The sequence below is a fragment of the Hymenobacter sediminis genome (assembly GCF_003231285.1).
GTDB lineage: Bacteria > Bacteroidota > Bacteroidia > Cytophagales > Hymenobacteraceae > Hymenobacter > Hymenobacter sediminis.
Window position 1 is genome coordinate 422,057 of record NZ_QKNS01000004.1, and the last position, 21,363, is coordinate 443,419.

17 protein-coding genes are annotated in these 21,363 nt (G+C 55.5%); 11 read left to right on the forward strand and 6 right to left on the reverse strand.

The window, feature by feature from the left end:
- The first annotated feature begins 54 nt into the window (after positions 1 to 54).
- The 3 genes from DNI29_RS13365 to DNI29_RS13375 all read left to right on the forward strand — a co-directional run bounded on the left by DNI29_RS13365 (position 55) and on the right by DNI29_RS13375 (position 3,047).
- Positions 55 to 2,178 carry a prolyl oligopeptidase family serine peptidase gene (locus DNI29_RS13365; RefSeq protein ID WP_110978607.1) on the forward strand — a complete coding sequence of 708 codons (2,124 nt, stop codon included), beginning with the start codon at positions 55 to 57 and terminating at the stop codon, positions 2,176 to 2,178.
- A 65-nt stretch (positions 2,179 to 2,243) separates the two neighbouring features.
- Positions 2,244 to 2,606, forward strand: a complete 363-nt coding sequence (locus DNI29_RS24940; RefSeq protein WP_238388088.1) for a hypothetical protein — start codon at positions 2,244 to 2,246, stop codon at positions 2,604 to 2,606.
- 39 nt (positions 2,607 to 2,645) lie between these two features.
- Positions 2,646 to 3,047: an NUDIX hydrolase gene (locus DNI29_RS13375; RefSeq protein WP_110978609.1), complete on the forward strand. Its 402-nt coding sequence runs from the start codon at positions 2,646 to 2,648 to the stop codon at positions 3,045 to 3,047.
- A gap of 164 nt (positions 3,048 to 3,211) precedes the next feature.
- Here DNI29_RS13375 and DNI29_RS13380 read toward each other — a convergent pair whose 3' ends face one another.
- A complete protein-coding gene (locus DNI29_RS13380) occupies positions 3,212 to 3,598 on the reverse strand; it encodes a DUF3037 domain-containing protein (protein WP_110978610.1) in 387 nt (128 codons plus the stop codon).
- Positions 3,576 to 4,370, reverse strand: coding sequence for a HipA family kinase (locus tag DNI29_RS13385; RefSeq protein WP_202910452.1), 795 nt, complete (start codon positions 4,368 to 4,370; stop codon positions 3,576 to 3,578). The genes DNI29_RS13380 and DNI29_RS13385 overlap by 23 nt, the downstream gene beginning before the upstream one ends.
- A 297-nt stretch (positions 4,371 to 4,667) precedes the next feature.
- On the opposite strand from DNI29_RS13385, the gene DNI29_RS13390 reads away from it, so the two are divergent.
- Positions 4,668 to 5,618 carry a 1-phosphofructokinase family hexose kinase gene (locus DNI29_RS13390; protein ID WP_110978611.1) on the forward strand — a complete coding sequence of 317 codons (951 nt, stop codon included), beginning with the start codon at positions 4,668 to 4,670 and terminating at the stop codon, positions 5,616 to 5,618.
- A gap of 199 nt (positions 5,619 to 5,817) precedes the next feature.
- Here DNI29_RS13390 and DNI29_RS13395 read toward each other — a convergent pair whose 3' ends face one another.
- Positions 5,818 to 6,156 carry an acyltransferase family protein gene (locus DNI29_RS13395; protein WP_110978612.1) on the reverse strand — a complete coding sequence of 113 codons (339 nt, stop codon included), beginning with the start codon at positions 6,154 to 6,156 and terminating at the stop codon, positions 5,818 to 5,820.
- Between the two features lie 179 nt (positions 6,157 to 6,335).
- Here DNI29_RS13395 and bla point away from each other — a divergent pair, with 179 nt between their 5' ends.
- The 3 genes from bla (at position 6,336) to DNI29_RS24745 (ending at position 8,432) form a co-directional block, all read left to right on the forward strand.
- Positions 6,336 to 7,268, forward strand: a complete 933-nt coding sequence (bla, locus tag DNI29_RS13400) for a subclass B3 metallo-beta-lactamase (protein WP_110978613.1) — start codon at positions 6,336 to 6,338, stop codon at positions 7,266 to 7,268.
- A gap of 79 nt (positions 7,269 to 7,347) precedes the next feature.
- Positions 7,348 to 7,923, forward strand: coding sequence for a hypothetical protein (locus DNI29_RS13405; RefSeq protein ID WP_110978614.1), 576 nt, complete (start codon positions 7,348 to 7,350; stop codon positions 7,921 to 7,923).
- A gap of 29 nt (positions 7,924 to 7,952) precedes the next feature.
- The gene (locus tag DNI29_RS24745; protein ID WP_202910454.1) at positions 7,953 to 8,432 is read left to right on the forward strand and encodes a hypothetical protein; all 480 of its coding nucleotides are present in this window, start codon (positions 7,953 to 7,955) and stop codon (positions 8,430 to 8,432) included.
- Between the two features lie 287 nt (positions 8,433 to 8,719).
- On the opposite strand, the gene DNI29_RS24150 is transcribed toward DNI29_RS24745, so the two are convergent.
- Positions 8,720 to 9,397 carry a hypothetical protein gene (locus tag DNI29_RS24150; protein ID WP_123823241.1) on the reverse strand — a complete coding sequence of 226 codons (678 nt, stop codon included), beginning with the start codon at positions 9,395 to 9,397 and terminating at the stop codon, positions 8,720 to 8,722.
- Between the two features lie 456 nt (positions 9,398 to 9,853).
- Here DNI29_RS24150 and clpB point away from each other — a divergent pair, with 456 nt between their 5' ends.
- Together clpB and DNI29_RS13420 are read left to right on the forward strand one after the other, a co-directional pair.
- Positions 9,854 to 12,475, forward strand: a complete 2,622-nt coding sequence (gene clpB / locus DNI29_RS13415) for an ATP-dependent chaperone ClpB (protein ID WP_110978615.1) — start codon at positions 9,854 to 9,856, stop codon at positions 12,473 to 12,475.
- Between the two features lie 137 nt (positions 12,476 to 12,612).
- The gene (locus DNI29_RS13420; protein WP_110978616.1) at positions 12,613 to 13,830 is read left to right on the forward strand and encodes a hypothetical protein; all 1,218 of its coding nucleotides are present in this window, start codon (positions 12,613 to 12,615) and stop codon (positions 13,828 to 13,830) included.
- A gap of 87 nt (positions 13,831 to 13,917) precedes the next feature.
- Here the strand turns inward: DNI29_RS13420 and DNI29_RS13425 are convergent, their stop codons facing one another.
- Positions 13,918 to 14,322: a hypothetical protein gene (locus tag DNI29_RS13425; protein WP_123823242.1), complete on the reverse strand. Its 405-nt coding sequence runs from the start codon at positions 14,320 to 14,322 to the stop codon at positions 13,918 to 13,920.
- Positions 14,323 to 14,484: 162 nt separating this feature from the next.
- Here DNI29_RS13425 and DNI29_RS13430 point away from each other — a divergent pair, with 162 nt between their 5' ends.
- Together DNI29_RS13430 and DNI29_RS13435 are read left to right on the forward strand one after the other, a co-directional pair.
- Positions 14,485 to 15,087, forward strand: coding sequence for a HupE/UreJ family protein (locus DNI29_RS13430; RefSeq protein WP_110978618.1), 603 nt, complete (start codon positions 14,485 to 14,487; stop codon positions 15,085 to 15,087).
- Between the two features lie 171 nt (positions 15,088 to 15,258).
- A complete protein-coding gene (locus DNI29_RS13435; RefSeq protein ID WP_110978619.1) occupies positions 15,259 to 17,622 on the forward strand; it encodes a M1 family metallopeptidase in 2,364 nt (787 codons plus the stop codon).
- A 270-nt stretch (positions 17,623 to 17,892) separates the two neighbouring features.
- Here DNI29_RS13435 and DNI29_RS13440 read toward each other — a convergent pair whose 3' ends face one another.
- A complete protein-coding gene (locus DNI29_RS13440; protein WP_110978620.1) occupies positions 17,893 to 21,081 on the reverse strand; it encodes a TonB-dependent receptor in 3,189 nt (1,062 codons plus the stop codon).
- Positions 21,082 to 21,363: the final 282 nt, after the last annotated feature.

A 21,363-nucleotide genomic window follows, 5' to 3' on the forward strand; every position in this document is an offset into this window, starting at 1 on the left:
GCCTATGACACCGCATCCAACCGGAAAGCATTGCTTACTCCTACTCCATCATTTATGAGAAACGTAGCCCCAACGCTGGTGGCACTGCTGGCCGGCACTACGGCGCTGGCCCAGGCCCCCATCAAAACCCTACCCTACCCCCAAACCCGGAAGGTAGATACCGTCACCACTTACTTCGGCACCAAAGTGACCGACCCGTACCGCTGGCTGGAAAACGACCAGGCCTCCGATACCAAAGCCTGGGTGCAGGAAGAAAACAAGGTAACGCAGGCCTACCTCAACCAGATTCCCTACCGCGACGCCATCCGTAAACGGCTGGAAACCCTGTGGAACTACGAGAAGTACGGCGCCCCCTTCAAGGAAGGCAAGTACACATACTTCAGCAAAAACACGGGCCTGCAAAGCCAGTCGGTGCTATACCGCCAGGTAGGCAACGGCACGCCGGAGGTGTTCCTCGACCCCAACCAGTTTTCTAAAGACGGTACTACGTCGCTGGCGGGCATCAACTTCACCAAGGATGGTAGCCTGGCCGCCTACCAGATTTCGGAGGGTGGCTCCGACTGGCGCAAGGTTATCGTGCTGAAAACCGCCGACAAGAGTATTGTGGGCGATACGCTCAAGGACGTGAAGTTCTCGGGTCTGGCCTGGAAGGGCAACGACGGCTTCTACTACAGCTCCTACGATAAGCCCACCACCGGCAGCCAACTGGCCGGCAAAACCCAGATTCATAAGCTCTATTACCACAAACTGGGCACCAAACAGAGCGCCGATAAGCTGATTTTTGGGGGCGAGAAAACGCCACGCCGCTACATCGGGGCTTCCCTAACCGAAGACGAGCGGTTCCTGGTCATCAGCGGAGCCAATACCACCACGGGCAACGAGCTGTACATTCAGGACCTGAGCAAGCCCGGCAGCCCCATTGTGCAGGTCATCGACCACGAGAAAAACGAGGTGGACGTGGTAGATAACGTGGGCAGCAAGCTCTACATCTTCACCAACCTGAATGCGCCTAACAACCGGGTAGTAACCGTGGATGCGGCCAACCCTACCCCTGCCAACTGGAAAAACCTGATTCCGGAAACCAAAAACGTGCTGCACGTTACCACGGGCGGCGGCAAAATCTTCGCTAACTACCTCAAAGACGCTACCTCGCTCATTGAGCAGTACGACATGAATGGCAAGAAGGAGCGCGCCATCACGCTGCCTTCGGTAGGCACGGCTGGCGGCTTCGGCACGAAGAAGGAGGAAAAAGAAACTTACTACACCTTCACCTCTTACATCTACCCGCCCACCATCTTCAAGTACGACATTGCCACCGGCAAATCCACGGTGTACAAGAAGGCCGGCGTACAGTTCGACCCCACCAAGTACGAGTCGAAGCAGGTGTTTTACACCTCCAAGGATGGCACCAAGGTTCCGATGATTATCACCCACAAGAAAGGGCTGGTGATGAACGGCAAGAACCCCACGCTGCTGTATGCCTACGGTGGGTTTAACTCCAGCGTAACGCCCAGCTTCGGTACCAGCACCATTATTCTGCTCGAAAACGGTGGCATCTACGCCGTGCCCAACATCCGGGGCGGTGGCGAGTATGGCGAGAAATGGCACTTGGCCGGCACCAAGCTACAGAAACAGAACGTGTTTGACGACTTTATTGCCGCCGCCGAGTACCTGACCAAGAACAACTACACCTCCAAAGACTACCTGGCTATTTCCGGGGCCTCGAACGGTGGCTTGCTGGTAGGCGCTACCATGGCCCAGCGCCCCGAGCTGTTCAAGGTGGCTTTCCCGGCCGTGGGTGTAATGGATATGCTGCGCTACAACCAGTTTACGGCCGGCGCCGGCTGGGCCTACGACTACGGCACGGCTCAGGACTCCAAGGAAATGTTCGAGTACCTCTACAAGTACTCTCCTTACCACGCTCTGAAGCCTGCTTCCTACCCCGCCACCATGGTTACTACTGCTGACCACGACGACCGGGTGGTGCCGGCTCACTCCTTCAAGTTCGCCTCCAAGCTGCAGGAAACGCAGAAAGGCAGCGCCCCAGTCCTGATTCGCATTGAAACCAAAGCCGGCCACGGCGCGGGCCGCTCTACAGCCCAGGTTATCAGCGAGCAGACCGACAAATGGGCCTTCCTGTTCCAGAACATGGGCGTACCGTATCAGGTAGTAAACTAAGCAACGCTGATTTCCTACCCCCTGCCAACCGGCCGAACCCTCCTAAGGGTTCGGCCGGTTTGGTTTTGAACTTATCTTTTGAGGCAGCTAATCGAAATAGCTATGAAGAGCTGGCGCAGTTCACCGGCCATTATACAAATAGAGGCAACACTATTTATTTCCGGTTTGGCCCGTCTCCTGTTTACAACAGGCAGATATTGCAGGAATTGAAACCGATTATTCTAACTATCGGGAACAGTGCGCCATTAGTTTACGATGAGACACAGGATGAAACTCGAAAACCAGTAATTACCATTCAACTCCTGAAAGTAACCAGGAGCACTGCTGCCGTACGCATAGGCCTTCCGATTGAAGGAGTGGTAGGAAACTTCACCCTGGAAAAGAAGAGCACCTGGAGTATTCTGAATAGCGAGGTATACGAAATGTAGCTAATCAGCAGAGCCACCACCTTCCGCCTACTTTTTGCTATGAGCTTCATTGATAAGATTGCCTGGCTGCACCTGCGCGAAGGCCGCGTACTAAGTACACGCAGCCGGGGCAAAGACCGGTACTATTTTCCGGGCGGGAAGCGTGAGCCTGGCGAAACCGACGCGCAAACGCTGCTGCGTGAGATTAAAGAAGAACTAACCGTTGACCTGGACCCCGACACCCTGGTGCACGCCGGCACCTTCCGGGCGCAGGCGCACGGTCACGCGGCCAGCGTGCTGGTGCAAATGACCTGCTACTATGCCGCCTACTCCGGCCACCTACAGCCTGCCTCCGAAATTGAGGAACTAGTGTGGCTAACTTACCGCGACCGGCCGGCCGTGTCGCCAGTAGACCAATTGATTTTCGACTGGCTGAAGGAGCAGCAGTTGCTGACTGACTGATCGGCCTACCCTCGGTCCGACGCTACAGGCATCGGACTAGTTTAACGCCCACATCCTCTGAATTGCCTTCTCCTACCTCTTGCAACGGTCCAAACCCAGCTGGGCAGGAGTCGGTAACAGAAACCGGTCCGATGCCTTCAGCGCCTGGCCAGGGGTAGGGCAGATTAGAGGACTAGCTGGGAGTAGAGGCGGTTCAGCGTGTCGGCTGGGTCATGGCAGAGGCCGGGGTGTACGGGGGAGGTTTGCACAATGGTACTGCGCGTGGCCGTAAGCCAGCGGAAGCGCGAGGCGAGCGGCAGCAGCCCAATGGGGCCGCCTTCCTTCCTACCCTTACAAATTCGCTCAAAGGAGCGTAAGCGCTCCGTTAGCTCCGGCAGGTTCAGCGCGTCGCCGGCGAAGGCGCGCAGCCGGTCCTCGGGCACTTCGAAGCGGGCCTGCAGAAACCCCTGCGACGAGCAGTACAAAATCACGCCGACGTTCAGAAACTCTTCGCGCTCCACGCGGGGCACCACGCGCAGCACGGCATACTCAAACAAGTGCTTTTCGGGCATTTTCGGCTTCCTGAACAAAGGTTTCTGATGCAGCGAGGCGAGCGGTGAGGAAGCGCACGTAGTTTTCGCGCTGCTCCTCGGCCCCTACCCCCGCTTCTGCCAGCCATTCCGCCGGCACCAAGTCCACAATGGCCCGGATGCGCTCTGGGGTGAGGCGGGCACGGCCCTCCGCGTCGGCGGCAGCTAGCTCTGTGGCTTGGGGTAGCAGCACATGGTCTTTCACCTGCGGAAACGGCCGGGGCCGGGGCTCAGCCCAGCCGGGGCCGGCGTGGTGCACGTAAAGAGCGGCACCGTGGTCAATCAGCCACAGTTCCTTATGCCACATCAGCAGGTTAGTGTTGCGGGCGGTGCGGTCCACGTTCAGCGTTAGGCAGTCGAGCCACACAATGCGGGAAGCTAAGCCTGGCTCAATGGTATTCACCAGCGGGTCGTAGGTGCTGGCGCCGGAGAGGTAGTGCAGGCCCAAGTTGAGGCCCGTGCTGAAGCGCAGCAAATCCTGAATTTCTTCATCGGGCTCGGTGCGGCCGAAGGCTTCGTCGAGTTGGCAAAACACTAGCTCGGGCATGCGCAGACCCAGCGCGCGGGCCATTTCGCCTACTATCAGCTCGGCAATCAGGGCCTTTAGACCCTGGCCTGCCCCCCGAAATTTCACTACGTACATAAACCCATCATCGGCTTCCACGAGGGCCGGCAATGAGCCCCCTTCGCGTAATGGCGTGACGTAGCGCATTACGTCAACGGTCCTGAGAGAAAGGTCGGTGGTATCCTGCATAGAGCACGGAAAAAGATGGAACAGGCCCGGCAAAGGACGAATAATTCCGGCAGTTTTGAACGGCAGCGCACCTTAGACAGCTGAGGCCCACACATAGCCCGGCGCCCGAGACACGGTACAGCCTACCCCCTGCCTGCGCAACCAAGTGTCTTGGTGTCAGTACACACCCTAGCAGAGTACCTCTGCAAAAATCAATTAACCAGTTCTGAAACCCATCTTTAGCCCCGGGTTAGGGTGCTTTACTTCTCCCTGTTCCTGCATCCTTACCCGGCCACTCACACCTGCCATTCTCCCGCTATGAAGCCTATCGTAACGCTTACCCTCAACCCCACGGTGGATAAAAGTACTACGGCCGACCACATCATTCCTGACCAGAAACTGCGTTGCGCCGCTCCCAAATTTGAGCCCGGCGGGGGCGGTATCAATGTATCCAGGGCCTTGAAGCGCTTGGGAGCCGAGTCAGTAGCGGTGTTTCCGGTGGGTGGCCCCAGCGGCGTGCTGCTGCGGGAGTTATTGGAGCAGGAGCACATTCAGCAGAAACCGGTGGAAACCGTGAGCCGCACCCGCGAGAATTTCATTGTGGTGGATGCTTCCAATGGCCAGCAGTACCGCTTTGGAATGCCCGGCACCCCACTTTCTCAGGAAGAGCAGCAACAGGTTCTGGCTACCCTGAAAAGCCTGCCGGAAGTGCCCGAGTTTCTGGTTATCAGTGGGAGCCTGCCGCCTGGCGTGGAGCCTGAGTTTCTGGTGAGAATTGTGCGCGCGGCCAAAGGCATGGGCATCAAGGTGGTCATCGATACTTCGGGGCCAGCCTTACACCAGGTGCTGGAAGAGGGCGTGTTTATGGCCAAGCCCAACGTGGGTGAGCTCAGCAAAATGGCAGGGGTAGATGAGCTGGACAACGAGGCCGTAGCCCAGGCCGCTCACAAGCTGGTACAGGACGGCAAGTGCGAAATTGTGGTTACCTCCCTGGGTCCGCAGGGCGCCTGCGTTGTTACAAAAGACACTGCCGACCATATTCCGGCCCCGGCCGTGAAGAAGCGTAGCACAGTAGGCGCCGGCGACAGTATGGTGGCCGGCCTGGTGTATGGGCTTTCTACGGGCCTTTCAGTGGCGGAAGTAGGCCGCTTAGGCGTGGCCTGTGGCACGGCCGCTACCATGAATCCCGGCACCGAGCTCTTCCGCAAGGACGATGTGGAAAAGCTCTACAACTGGCTGCTGCAACAAACGCTGCCGACTGCAGCTTAGGTCTGTGGCGTGGAGTGGCAACTAGCCAATACGCATTCTAAAACGTCTCACCATGACCTCCCCTCCCCAAAAACCGGAGTTGCCTGCCTGGGTATTTTTGCTGCTGCGCTTTGCTTCGGCGGCGTTGGTTATAGCTCTGGCGTGGTATCTGGTGAAGTGCCAGGGATAGCTAGCAGCAGCCCATAGCCGGCAACCATACTTATGGAACCAGCCAGCACAATACCGGCACTGAGCGCAACAGATAGGTGAGCAGTACGCAGCAGCTGAACACGCCAAGACTCAAGGCCGGTACCCCTAACAAAGGATGTATGTTGCCTGCTTCGATGGGGGCGGTGAAAAAACCCGTCGATAGCGTTTCCAGCACCAGCACATGGCTCAGGTAAATCCCAAATTTTAGCGCGCTGGTCTTTTTAACAGCTTTCAGAGCCCATGAGCCGGGCCGCAGCCATTTTTCCCACGCCACGTAGCGCGCCCACACAAACAGCTCTATGGCGGTCAGTATTACGCCCGTTGAGGAATACTCATAAAAGCTCTCCACACCGAAGAATTTGCTGAAGCAGCTTCGTGTAGATACTTACTCCCACTACAACTACAGCCTGCTGATTCGATGAAGGGAAAGACAAATATTTTTGGACTCGCTTGTTAACTTTGAAAAACAAAGTACTTTTGATGACGTAATCAGACGACTATCATTTCGGAACCTGCAAGGCTGCTTCCATGACCAGTACAGCAAAAGCTACCAGCAACAGCAAGAGCCGCAACCGGCTGCTACTGGCCGGCATGGCAGTTATTCTGGCTATAGGCGCTATACTGATTCTACCTAAGTGGAAGGCTGCTATTGATAACGGCGGACAGCTGCCCCGGGAGCCGTTCCGCATTGCCGGCAACCTCTACTATGTGGGCTCCCGCGATGTAACGTCCTTTCTACTAACCGGCCCCGCGGGCCACGTCCTGATTGATGGTGGCTACCCCGGAACGGCCCCTATGATTCTGCAGAACATTGCTGCCCTCGGCTTTCGCATCACCGATGTAAAGATTCTGCTTAACTCGCACGCCCACTTCGACCATGCCGGTGGACTAGCAGCCCTGCAGCAAGCTTCCGGAGCGCAGCTGTGGATAAGCGAGGGAGACGCCGAAATGATAGCCTCAGGAGGAGTAAGTCACCGCAATATGGCTCCGATAAACTGGCTGATATCCAGCGGCCTGATGCGCTACCCTGCGCCGCGCATCGACCACCAGTTTCAAGATGGCGCTCAAATTAAGCTGGGGCCTATTCAGTTGACGGCGCACGTTACGGCTGGCCATACGCCGGGCTGCACCACCTGGGCTTTTCCGGTCCGGGAGGGTAACCGGGAAATGCTGGCCGTCAGCGTAGGGAGCCTGTCGTTGCCTATGCCTACCTCTCTGTTTAACTGGAACTACAATGCAGCGTTGCGCCGTGAGTTGGCGCGCAGCTTTGTTAGGCTCCGCAGCCTTCCGGCTGATATCTACCTTTCCTCGCATGCGCAGCTGTTTAGCCTGAAGCGCAAGTTTGAGGAACGCGCTACGTCCCAAGACCCAGTAAGTCCATTTCTTGACCGAAAAGGGTATCTGGAAGACATTGCCAAAGCCGAGGCCGCATTTTGCAAAGCACTTCAGGAGCAACAGTAGCCGCCTACCCCTGCGGCAGTATCGCCTGCATACTTATACAGCTTCTCTCACATTGTTGAATCCTAACATCATAACCATCATGACACTCACCAAAAGCATTCTACGCGTTGCACTGGGCACTGGCCTACTGCTCCTAATACCCCTCGCCGCCAAACTGTTCGTTTCCGGCATGCTCTGGACCTTCGGCGACTTCGTGGCGGCCGGCATTCTACTCTTCGGGGCGGGGCTTACGTTTGTCTTGATTTCGCGGATGGGCGACAACACGGCCTACCGGTTGGCGGCTGGCGTGGGGGTAGCCTCCGGGCTGCTGCTGCTTTGGGCCAATATGGCCGTCGGTCTCGTTGGGAGCGAAGACAACCCAGCTAACTTCTTATACCTGGGGGTATTGGCTGTGGCACTTGTAGGAGCCATCATGGCCCGCTTCCGCCCGCTGGGTATGTCGAATGCCATGTTTGCGGCGTCGCTCACATACATTGTAGTTACCGCCATAGCGCTGTTCATCTGGACGCCTACCGGGGCGGCTGCTGAGCCTCAGGTTCGGCTGGTAAATGTACTGGTAGCCAACGGAGCCTTCGCCGCTATCTGGGCCGTTTCGGGTTGGCTGTTCCGCCGCGCCAGCGCCAACAGTTCAGCTCTCGGCCAACGGCTGGCCTAGGCCCTTCCTGAACCTTACCTCCTACTCATATGACCACAGCACACATTGTAATGGCTGGCATCGTGCTCCTTATTCTGGAGCTCCTGTACCTGCTGGTAGCGAGCCGAGGCCGCAGTGGCACGTATAAGCTGGCCGCGGGAGTAGCCGCAGCAGCCTCCCTCCTGCTGGTATGGGGCAACCTGGCCGTGGGTTTCATCGGCAGCGAAGACAACCCCATGAATCTACTATACGGCGCAGTGCTAGCCGTCGGCTTCATCGGGGCCGTTTTGGCAAAACTGCAGCCGCTAGGCATGGCTCGCGCTATGTTTGCGGCGGCAGCAACTCAGTTTGCCGTGCCTTTCATTGCCTTGCTCATCAAGCAACCCGAGCTGACCATGGGAGTACTGTGGGTGATTGTACTGAACACCATCTTCGCCGGGCTGTGGGTACTGTCGGGGTGGTTGTTCCGGCGGGCAGGTGTTATTGGCTCAGATTTAAGCTCACACCAACAATCAGCCTATCCAAGATAACTAGAGCTTTGGGCTAGAAAGCTTAGAGACACTATCCAAAAAAGGATGAGCATTCTACTAATACTTTTATAAACCTCTTAACCTTGCAGCAGTTATTCGCTACTTGTTTGGTACCAAGTATTGCTAGTTTGCTCTGCCTAAGGTGATGCCTTTTCTAACGCCCTAACATACATACTAGAGAGCTTAGATAATTCTGGTACGTAGAATATAAACCCAAAAGCTACATTTGGAGAAGGCTTGCACACTTTATCTACTGTAAGCTTGCCAAATACTATAGCGTTTAGTTTTTATAAGCCAAAATTATATCGGAGACCTACACTAGCTCCAAGCTGAGGTAAGTATGGGTCATCTGAAAAAAATTTCTTCGCTGTTGAGCCTATTAATGACCAGTTCAGACGAGTCTCCCCTACTACCGTCCAGCGTTGCGTAGGTGAATACGTAACAGCCGCGCCCACGGTAATTGGGAAATCATTCGCCTCGCTAAAACCGCCTAGCTCAAAAGATTGCTCGGGCTGGCCTGCTTGTGTAATGGAGCGCTGCCCCTCAATACGATTGTGTAAGATCGATAAACCAGCTATAGCTTCTATATCCCACTGCCGAGGCGTCGTTACCAGAGAAAAACGATAAAGAATAGGTATTACGTAGCTTCGATACCGATTATAATAACGGTACTTACTTCCATCAGGATAATCGATGGCTGTTATTGGTCCGTTGGCCGTGCGGCGCCATATGGCCGTAACTTCTAGGCTGGACCGTTTACTAAGTTGAGCTCCTACTACTGGCATTAAGCCCCGATAGAAAAGGGGTTTACCGTTACTATCTAGTTGGCCAAGGCCAGCATATCGGTACGCTCCTGCTTGTACTCCTACGTAAAAAGGAGTAGCTATTACTTTACTGGAATCAGCAACTTCTTTTGTGGTAGATGCTGGCAAAATCGAGGCAGCAATTAAACAGGCAGCGTACATAGTAGAGTTGAAATAAATACTACACCAAAAGTGATGTACTATACTTTGCTCAGCAAACTACTTTCACTATGTATCAGACTTTGTGTATGCCCTAATAAAGCCTATTAACTTCTCTAAGCTGGCTTAATAATCCAAATACTAACGGTACTGCAACTATTCCGGTACGAGTATCTAGACTTTATACAACGCACTAGGAGGATGTTGGTCAAGCAAGCATAGCGCTAAGCTATAGCAGACCCAAAGAGTCTGTAGCAACATCTCAAGTAGACTGTTGGTTGCTTAAGTTTTGAAGCACCGAGCTACCAAGCTGTGCTATTCAATGACATAATGTCTATATACTCGTATATTCTATCTTATCACAATGCCACAAAGGCAGTAAAATAACTTCCGCACCTCGTTTGCTAAGCATCCCGTAGAACTTCCTAACCCGAAGCACCTACCTAGACCTTAGCAACCATGAATTTTAATAACTATACCATCAAGGCACAGGAGGCCGTGCAGAAGGCCACTGAAATTGCCGGGGGCAACCAGCAGCAGGCCATTGAAACCGGCCACCTACTGAAGGGCCTCTTCCAGAGCGATGAGAATGTGCTGTCGTTTCTGGCCAAGAAGCTGGGGGTGAACCTAAATATTCTCACGCCTCGCCTCGATTCTATTGTAGCCGGATATCCGAAAGTAAGCGGCGGTTCGCCCTACCTCTCCAACGAAGCGGCGGCCGCTCTGCAGCGCGCTACCGGCTTTCTGAAGGAGTTCGACGATGAATACGTGTCGGTGGAGCACCTGCTGCTGGGGCTGCTGGGCGGTAAAGATGCCGTGGCTACCCTAATGAAAGACGCCGGCTTCAATGAGAAAGACCTGAAAGCGGCTATTAAGGAGTTGCGCGGAGGCCGCAAGGTCACTTCGCAGACTGCCGAAGACCAGTACCAGAGCCTCAACCGCTACGCCCGCAACCTTAATGAGCAGGTGCGCACCGGTAAGATGGACCCGGTTATCGGCCGCGACGAGGAAATCCGGCGCGTACTCCAGATCTTGAGCCGCCGTACCAAGAACAACCCCGTCCTGCTCGGTGAGCCCGGCGTTGGTAAGACCGCTATTGTGGAGGGCTTGGCCCAGCGCATCGTGGCCGGCGACGTGCCCGAAAACCTTCAGGACAAAATCATCATGTCCTTGGACATGGGTCTGCTCATTGCGGGCGCCAAATATAAGGGCGAGTTTGAGGAGCGTCTCAAGTCCGTCATCAAGGAAGTAACCGACTCCGAAGGCCAGATCATTCTGTTCATCGACGAGATGCACACCCTAATTGGGGCCGGTGGTGGCGGTGAAGGCGCTATGGACGCGGCCAACTTGCTTAAGCCAGCTCTGGCCCGCGGCGAGCTACACTCCATTGGCGCTACTACCCTCAAAGAGTACCAAAAGTACATCGAGAAGGATAAGGCCTTGGAGCGCCGTTTCCAAGCCGTAATGGTAGACGAGCCGAGCACGGAAGATGCCATAAGCATCATGCGCGGCATCAAGGAGAAATACGAGTTGCACCACGGCGTGCGGATTACGGACGACGCCGTAATTGCTGCCGTAGAGCTCAGCTCGCGCTACATCACCGACCGCTTCCTGCCCGACAAAGCTATTGACTTGATGGACGAGGCCGCGGCCAAGCTGCGCATCGAGCTTAACTCCATGCCGGTGGAGCTGGATGAGGTACAGCGCCGCATCATGCAGCTGGAAATTGAGCGCGAAGCTATCCGTCGGGAAGAAAACCACGACCGGGAAAACGTGCTCAATAAAGAGCTGAGCGAGCTGACGGCCAAGCGCGATTCGCTGAAAGCCCAGTGGGAAAACGAGAAATCGGCCCTCACCAGCATTCAGACCGAGAAGGAGAACATTGAGCGCTATAAGCTGGAGGCCGACCAAGCCGAACGCCAGGGCGACTACGGCCGCGTAGCGGAGTTGCGCTACGGCAAAATTCAGGAAGCCGAAGCCAAGCTAAAGGAACTGCAGGCCCAGGCCGAAGCCGACAAAGGCAAGGATGGTGGCTCGATGCTGCAGGAAGTGGTGACCTCCGAAGACATTGCCGAGGTAGTAGCTAAGTGGACCGGTATTCCGGTAAGCAAGATGCTGCAATCGGACCGCGAGAAGCTGCTGAACCTGGAGCAAGAGCTGGGCAAACGGGTAGCCGGCCAAACGGAAGCCATTGCGGCTATTTCGGATGCAGTGCGCCGTTCGCGTGCTGGCCTCCAAGACCCTAAGCGCCCGATTGGTTCATTCATCTTCCTGGGTACAACGGGGGTAGGGAAAACCGAGCTGGCGAAGGCCCTGGCCGAGTACCTGTTCAACGATGAGAACAGCATGGTTCGCATCGACATGAGCGAGTACCAGGAGCGCCACGCCGTGTCGCGCCTGATTGGAGCGCCTCCCGGCTACGTGGGCTACGACGAAGGTGGCCAGCTGACCGAGGCCGTGCGCCGCAAGCCGTACTCGGTAATTCTGCTCGACGAAATCGAGAAGGCCCACCCCGATGTGTTCAACATTTTGCTACAAGTGCTCGATGATGGCCGCCTCACCGACAACAAAGGCCGGGTGGCAAACTTCAAAAACACCATCATCATCATGACCTCGAACACGGGTGCCGATATCATTCAGAAAAACTTCAAAGAGCTGAATGAATACAACCACGACGAAGTGGTGGACCGCACCCGTGAGGAAGTGGTAGAGCGGTTAAAAGGCCACATGCGCCCCGAGTTCCTGAACCGCATCGACGAGATTGTAATGTTCCAGCCGCTGAAGCGCCGCGAGATTCGCAAAATTGTGGACATTCAGTTCCGCCAGATTCAGCAGCGCCTGGAAGAAGCCGGTATTCGGTTGGAAGCTACCGACGAAGTACTCGACTACCTCGGCGAACAAGGCTTCGATCCGCAGTTTGGTGCTCGCCCATTGAAGCGCGTGCTGCAGCGCCTGGTACTCAATGAGCTGTCGAAAGACATTCTTTCGGGCCGGGTTAGCAAAGACGCTGTAGTGGAAGCAGTGCTGGAAGACGAACAGATCCGCTTTGTAAATGTGGATGTAGAAATTCCGGGCGTGTAGCTTCCTAGGCTGGTTTAAAAGAAAAAGCCCCGCTGGTAATGTACCAGCGGGGCTTTTTAATACCTTTTTAATATTTGCAACAATGTTTCATTTATACATTTGCGCACCATTCACCCTTTCACTACCCCTTTGTTCTTATGAAAACGTGGACCCGCAGTATTCTATATCCAGCCACAGCGTTGGTGCTAGGCGGTGCTTTCTCTTCCTGCGATAAAGATGATGCAGAAGACGCCGCACCTGAGCCAGCCAAAACGGAAAGCCAGCACGTACGCCTGCTGGTAGCTGACCAAACGAGCACGGCTGTTACGCTGCTTACGCCAAGCAAGCAAACCCAAGAAAGCTTTCAGGCTAGCTTTGGTGGCGCCACGCTCTATCCAACGGGTAGCAGCCGGTTTGCAGCTTTTGTATCGGGTGCTAATAACTCGGTGGAATTTTTCGACAGTGGCATTGAAGCCCACGGCGACCACGCCCACACCAAGGGCACCCCGAAGTGGGCTCTTACCAAATCAGCGGCCCTGAAGCCGGCTCACTTCAGCGTGCAGGGTAGCAGCATTGCCATCTTTGGCGACGGCGACGGCCATTTGCACCTCACCAATGAGGCTAGCCTGCATACTGCCGCCGCTACAACTACCGTTCCGGTGGGCAGCGCTCACCACGGCGCGCTTATCACATTCAGCAACAACACGTTTGCCGTCTCCGACAAAGCAGCAACCGGCGCTACCCCTTGGCGGGTAAAAATTGTTACGGCTCAGGGCAACGAGGTAGGTAGTCCTTCGGCTATCAGCGTCACCAACATTCATGGCAATGCCACCGATGGGTCGCTGGCCCTGTTTGGCACGCCGCAGGGCATCCTCAAGGTTCAGAGCAGCGGGCAGCAAGAGCTTATTTCCTACCCTGCTGCCTTCGGTACAAACTGGCTCTCCAGCCTGAGCTACGGAGCGGCAGCCAAAACCTTCTTGGGCATGAGCGCCACGGCCGGCCTGCACCTGGTTAACCCCACCACTAAAACCTTCACGAGTGTGGGCGGCATCATGCAATACACTCGTGCCTTGTATGACGCGGCTGGCCAGGATATTGTGGTGTTGCAAGCGGATGGCAAGCTGCTGGTATTTGATGGAGCCACGGGAGCGAAGAAGGCGGAAAAGTCTATTTCGGGCCTGATTCCGAACGTAGCTACCACTGCTCCTTTCATAGCGGCCACCAAAGCCTACGTGTACCTCACGAACCCAACCCAGGGCAAAGTGCACATGTTAGACAAAGCTACCCTGGAGGAAAAGCACAGCTTTACTGTGGCCGGGGCTCCTTCTCGCATCGTGATGATTGGAGCTGACCTAAGCGGTGAAGGCGACCATTAGAATTCCACTTGGTCACCTATGCGTGTCCTGACTTTAAACCGCCCCGCTGGCTTTGCTGCCGGCGGGGCGGTTTTGAGTTATTCTGAGCTATTGACTGAAGTATTTTGGTTTCAGCCTTTTTCTGACGTAGGGCGGCAGGATGCCCGATTTCTGATAGAGTTCAATAGTTTGCTGCTCTTTGGCCTTACTGAAGCGGGTGAGCTTACCAATGCCGATGCCGGCGGGTACTCCGCCGAACAGGCCCACACCGACCACTGTACCTCCGGCCGTACTGGCAAATCCGTCGGTGGCACTGCTGCCGGCAGCTACCGAGGCAATACGCACGGCAAACACGCTGCCCACCGCCGTCCAGATCCAGCCGCCCGTCCGGTGCTTATGAAACATTCTTTGCATGGCCTGCACGGTATCCAGCGGAAAAGCAGGCACCTGCTGGGCAGAAGCGCTTGCACTTACACCCAGGAAGAGCAGAGCACCCGCCATATACTTTCGCATAAAAATCAGATAAATGAAGTAGTTAATTAGCAATGAGTGCTCAATAGTACTTTTTCTGCCGCGGAGGCAAAAATGTCGATGTGCTCTTTCCTGCTTCAGGTCTGTACTTTCCTTTTAAAAGCGCATTTCTACTCCCTTCGGGGTTTCGTGTAGCTTTGCCCTATGTCGTCCGTCTTTACTACCTACCTCCAGCTCGGCTTTCACCACATCTTCAACCTGCAGGCCTACGACCACTTGGTGTTCCTGCTGGCGTTGTGCGCGCCCTACGTGCTGCAGGACTGGCGACGGGTAGTAGCCTTGGTTACCAGCTTCACGGTGGGGCACTCTATTACGCTGGCCCTGGCGACCCTGGATGTAGTGAACTACTCCCCTACCCTGATTGAAACCTTGATTCCGGTGACAATTGTGCTGACCTGCCTGCTGAACCTGGCACGGGCCGGCAAAGCGGGCCTCCGGCCGGTGGAGCGGCGCGAGGCTACCCCCATCATTTTCACTCTACCCAACCTGCTGGCAGCAGTGTTCGGGCTGATTCACGGGCTGGGCTTTTCCAGCTACCTGCGCGAACTGCTGGGGAGCCAGAGCCGGCCGGTGTTGGAGTTGCTGAGCTTTAACCTGGGCGTGGAGCTGGGTCAGCTACTGATTGTGGCGCTTATTCTGCTGCTTGGCTTCGTGTTACTGCGTATCTTTAACGTAGCGCGCCGCGACTGGCTCCTGGTCACGACTGGTGCTGCCTTGGGTATTGCCTTAACGCTTTTGGTGGGGTAAGAAGGTGTAAATGAGTGACAGGATTGTTTAAACTCATCTATTCACTCTGCCACTCGCTTACCGCCTGCAACCCACGCATAGCATCTGTGTCTTTCGCCGCACGCGGCGGAGGGCGGTTGCAGCCCCCTCTGTTTTACTCTGTTTGCACCTCTTTTCTCCCCTTCACTCCCTATGCTGAAACCTACTCTGCTAGCCGCTGGGCTGGCGGCGCTACTGGCCGTACCAGCCGCGGCGCAGAATACCAACTCCGGCACCGATAAATTCGCCCAGCTGGAAACCCTGCTGCCTACCCCCAACACTTACCGGACGGCCTCGGGCGCGCCCGGCAACCAGTATTGGCAGCAGCGCGCCGACTACAACATCCGGGTAAAGCTCGATGATGACAAGCAGTCGATTTCCGGCGACGAGGACATCACTTACACCAACCTCTCGCCTGATGTGCTGACCTACCTGTGGGTGCAGCTCGATCAGAACATTCTCGACAAAAACTCGATTACCGCTGCCACCGAAGTAGGCCAGATCCAGCAGCGCATGCCGTTCCAGGCTCTGGACTACCTGCAGCGCAGCGAGTTCGACGGCGGCTTCAAAATTGCGGAGGTGAAGATGAAGGGTGGCAAAGCCCTACCCCACGTCATCAACCACACCATGATGCGCATTGATCTGCCGACGCCGCTTCGCCCCAAGCAGGCCGTGACGTTCAGCATCAAGTGGAGCTACAACATCAACGACCAGACCAAGATCAACCAGCGCTCGGGCTACGAGTATTTCCCGGAGGACAAAAACTACCTCTACGAAATTGCGCAGTTCTACCCCCGCATGGCGGTGTACTCTGATAACCAGGGCTGGCAGCACAAGCAGTTCCTGGGCAACGGCGAGTTTGCCCTGCCCTTCGGCGACTACCGCGTGAGCATTACGGCTCCTTCTGACCACGTAGTAGGTGCCACGGGTACGCTGCAGAACGCCTCAGAAGTACTGTCTTCTGCCCAGCGCCAGCGCCTCGAAAAGGCCAAAACCTCGACGAAGCCCGTTCTGATTGTGTCGCCGCTGGAAGCGGAGCAGGCCGAGCAGAAGCGCGCCAAAGGCACCAAAACCTGGACCTTCGCGGCCAAAAACGTGCGTGACTTTGCCTGGGCTTCTTCCCGCAAGTTTATCTGGGATGCCATGGGCATCAAGCAGGATGGCACGCCTGTGATGTGCATGAGCTACTACCCGAAGGAGGGCAACCCGCTATGGGGCAAGTACTCCACTGAGGTAATTGCGCACACCATCAAAACCTACTCGAAGTTTACCATCCCGTACCAGTACCCGGTGGCTATTTCGGTGCACGGGCCGGTAGGCGGCATGGAATACCCGATGCTGAGCTTCAACGGCGGCCGCCCCGAAAAGGACGGCACCTATTCGGCAGACCGGAAATACGGTATGATTTCGGTGATTATCCACGAGGTAGGCCACAACTTCTTCCCGATGATTGTGAACTCCGACGAGCGCCAGTGGACCTGGATGGACGAGGGCCTGAACACCTTCGTGCAGTACCTCACGGAGCAGGAGTGGGAGCGTAACTACCCCTCCAAGCGCGGCGAACCTGCCAACATTGTGCCCTACATGCAGACGGACAAGAGCCTGCAGACGCCCATCATGACCAACTCGGAATCGGTGCTGCAGTTCGGCAACAATGCTTACGGCAAGCCTGCTACCGGCCTGAACATTCTGCGTGAGACCATCATGGGCCGTCAGCTGTTCGATTATGCGTTCAAGGAATACGCTACTCGCTGGGCCTACAAGCACCCTACCCCCGCCGATTTCTTCCGGACCATGGAAGACGCCTCAGGCGTGGACCTCGACTGGTTCTGGCGCGGCTGGTTCTACACCACCGAGCATACCGACTTGGCCATTGACGGCGTGAAGTGGTACACGGTGGACTCGAAGAACCCCGAAATTGAGAATGCCCGCAAGCGCGAAATGATCAACAAAGCGCCCCAGAGCATTTCGCAGCAGCGCAACCTCCAGGACATCAAGAAAACCCTGGTGGACGATAAGCCGGAGCTGAAAGACTTCTATAACAGCTACGACCCATTGGCTACCACTGAGGCCGACAAGCAACGCTACCAGCAGCTGGTGAAAGGCATGAGCCCCGAGCAGCAGCAGCGCCTCAACAGTGGCCTGCACTTCTACGAGGTGAGCCTGAAAAACAAAGGCGGTCTGACCATGCCGGTTATTGTGCAAATGACCTACGAAGATGGCAAGCAGGAGGTAGTGAACATTCCGGCCGAAATTTGGCGCAAGAACAACGCCGAGGTAACCAAGGTGTTCATCACCGAAAAGCCGGTAGTGAGCTTTGCCCTGGACCCCTACCTGCAAACTGCCGACACCGACCTCTCAAACAACGCCTGGCCCCAGAAAGCGGCACCTTCGCGTTTCGAGTTGTTCGAGTATCAGCAGCGCGCCCAACCCAACCCCATGCAGCAGCAATCAGCCATGCAGCAAAAGGAGCAGAAGCCAGTGAACGGCACTACCTCCACGGGTGGTACCAAGTAAGAGTAGTTGTTTCACCACAATGCAAAACAGCCGGACCATATGGTCCGGCTGTTTTTGTTTTCCGCCTCCTACCTCTAAAAGAGGAGTTAACACTTAGTGACTACCTACGTGATAGTGCAACAAGCAATAAGTAAGTAAGCTGTTGGTGGGCAAGACCAGAGTACAGCCCACACGGGTATAGATGTCTTGGCTTATGCTGATAGCCACATAAAAAAGCGGGCGGCGAAATTCGCCGCCCGCTTTTTTTCGGGTAGTGCTACTAGGTAGCGCTTAGTTGAAGATGTAGCGCACACCCAGCTGGCCCTGCCAGCGCGAAGCCAGGGATACTACATCCCAGGCGTTGGTACGGGTAGCAATGGTGCGGGGGAACGAGAAGGTAGGCTGCTGGCCGTTGCCGGTCGATTCCACGCGGAGCAGTTCGGTAGCGTTGTTCTGCACCGAGTACTGACGGCCCCAATCGTTGTTGAGCAGGTTGCCCACGTTGATGACGTCGAAGGTTACCTGGATGGTGTTCTTCTTGCCACCGGCCTGGAAGTTGAAATCCTGGGCCAAGCGCACGTCAATCTGATGCGTCCAGGGCAGACGAGCGGCGAAACGCTCGGCATACTGGCCGCGGTGGCTGCGCAGGTAGGGGTCGTTGTTGATGAAGGCATCCAGCTGATCTTGTACCTGAGCCAGGGTGCGGCTGTCGGTAGTCACCAGCTTAATTTCGTTGGAGTTCCGTACGTCGCGGGGGATGTAGATCAGGTCATTGCCGTTGTTACCGTCGCTGTTCAGGTCAGTGCTGTTGCCGTACACATAAGTGAGCGGCTGGCCCGAAAGTCCTTCATACACGGCCGAGATGGTAGTAGCCAGTTTGTCGCCGGCGTAGCGGAACGTGTAGCCAGCCGTGGCTACCACCCGATGACGACGGTCGTTGAGCGAGAAGCTCAGTTCCGGGTTGTTCGGGTCCGTGATGATCTGGTTGAAGCCGAAGTTTGATAAGGCTGTAGTGTTGAAGCCGCTGTTTATTTCCTTCGACTTACCGTAGGTGTATGCCACCATGGCGTTCAGGCCTTCCGAGAATTGCTTCTGCAGCTGACCCGTGAAGTTGTAGCGGTAGCCTTTGTTGGTGTTCTTCAGCACGTACACGTTCGTGAAGTTCGGGTCAACGCGGCGGGCATTACCAGTAGCGTACACGGGGCGCTGGTCGGGGCCGGCCAGCTTGCCGATGGGGGCCGCCAGGTTAGCATCCTGGTAGTAAATATCGTTGATGGTTTTGGAGTACACACCTTCCAGCGTAGCCACCACGTCGCCGGGCAGGCGGAAGTCGACGGCCAGGTTTGAGCGCCACACCTGGGGCAGCTTGAAGTCCTTAGCCAGCAGGTTGATTTGCGCCGTTTTCGAAGCACCCGAGCTGTAAGTCGTCGGAATTTTGTTTACGTCCGTCTCAATGGTCGGGAGGTACTTCGGGTTACTCGGGTTAGTGTTGTTATTCGACGTGTTGTTGATGTCTAGGCTACCCTGAATCATGCCGCTGTTGGTGTAGCTGTTCGAAATCCACACATAGGGCACGCGGCCCGTGAAGATACCCGTACCGCCGCGTACCTGCAGCTTGCCATCGTTGTTCACATCGTAGTTGAAGCCCAGACGAGGAGCCCACAGCAGCTGGCCGTTCGGCATGTTCTGGGTGTTGAGGTCACCGTACTTGTCGAAGGCCGTTTGGTTTGCCACCAAGGGGTTGTACACAGGCTTATCCAGGAACACCGGCACGTCGAGGCGCAGGCCGGCCGTCAGGCGCAGGTTCTCAATGGGCGAGTACTGATCCTGCACATAGAAGCCCAACTGCATGGCCTTAAAAGTCGAGGCTCCGTCGCCGGAGGTAGCATAGGCTGCCTGTACACGGGTAGCCTTATCATTATAGAAGTTCTGCAGTGAAGTAAAAGTATAAGCTCCGTTTCCATTCTCTAAGAAGAGGTTGCGGAACTTGAAGGCCTCATTATGCGTGCCGACTGTTACGGTGTGTTTGCCGAAAGCGGCCGTCAGGTTATCGGTTACTTCAATGATGTCCTGGTTGAGGCTGTTACGGGCCGAGCTGCGCTCCGTGCCGAACAGGTAGGTATTGCCGTTATCGGAAATGCTAAACGAGGGGAGCAGGCTGCCGCGCGTTTCCCGACGGTCACGGATGCGGCTGTAGCTCAGCAGCAATTTGTTGGAGAACCGGCCCACACGGCTGTTCAATTCCGCTACCGAGCTATTGGTCACGTTGCTGAAGCGGTAGCCGTTGTTGCCGAAGCGGAAGTTGATAGACGAACGGGTGAGGTTGTCCGAAAACGCCTCCACGTAGTTGTGGCGGATGGTCAGCTGGTGATTGTCCGAGAGGTTGAAGTCCAGACGGCCAAATACCTTGTTGCTTTCCGTGCGGATGTTCTCGGTACCGGTGTAGTTGCCCACGTCGTAGCCGTAGCGCTGCTTGGCGTAGGTAGCAATGCCAGCCAGCGTAGTCGGGTTGATGCTCGAAGACGAGGTACCGGGCTCAAAGCCCAGGGGCGTGCTGGCACGGGCAATTTCGCCGTTCACGAAGAAGAACACTTTGTCCTTCACGATGGCGCCGCCCACGCGGGCACCGGTCTGGTAGTTGTAGAACTCATCGGCTTTCACGCGGGGTTCGGTCACGCTTTTGCCAATGATGTGCTGGTTGCGGCCAAATCCGTAGATGGAAGCCGACAGGTCGTTGGAGCCCGAGCGGGTAATGGCGTTGATGCCGCCGCCGGTGAAGTTGCCCAGAGTTACATCGTAAGGAGCCACTACCACCTGAATTTCCTGGATAGCGTCGAGGGCAATAGGCTGAGTGCCTGCCTGCCCGCCGGGGGTAGCGCTGGGTGCCAGACCAAATACGTCGTTGTTTACCGCACCGTCAATGGTGATGTTGTTGTAGCGGTTGTTAGCGCCCCCAATAGAGTTGCTGGTACCGCCGTTGGCCTGAGGCGTGAGGCGGGTAAAGTCGTTGAGGGACCGGTTGATGGTGGGCAGACGCTGGATTTGCTCGCGCGAAATGCGCGTTTCGGCGCCCGTGCGGCTAGCGTTAATCACCCCGTCGCGGCGGCCACTCACTACTACCTCGTTCAACTGAGCTGTAGCCTGGTTCAGGTTGATATCGAGGCGCTGGTTCTGGCCCAGGCTCAGGAAGATATTATCACGCAGCACATCCTGATAACCAATGTAAGTTACCCGCACGGTGTAGGGGCCGCCTACACGCATGTTCTGGATGTTAAAACGCCCTTCGGAGTTGGTGGGCGCAATGTACTGGGTGTTGGTGGGTGTGTGCGTAGCAATGATGGTAGCACCCGGCAGATCAGCTCCATCCTTGTCGGTAATGGAGCCGCTCATGGCCGCTGTAGTGCTTTGCGCCATGCCCAACCGCACTGACAGTAACGTCAGGATCAGCAACACCAAATGGCGTAAACGTAAGTTACTCATAGATAAACGTTTGTTGAAAAAAGCCCTTTTTCGAAAAGGGCCGCAAAGGTATACTTGTTTCCAGTGAATTGTATTATCCCATTATGATAAACTTACAACTACAGATACAGCACTCTATAAATCAGCTATTAAGCGCCTAAAAATTTATCATACTACTTTATTATAGCTCATTACAGTATATCAAACTCAATGTTAAGCCAATGTGAAATTTATATTTTTCAAATAACCACTGCTTTACTATCATAATTGTAATCGAAAGCTATTCTCCATTAAAATTCAATT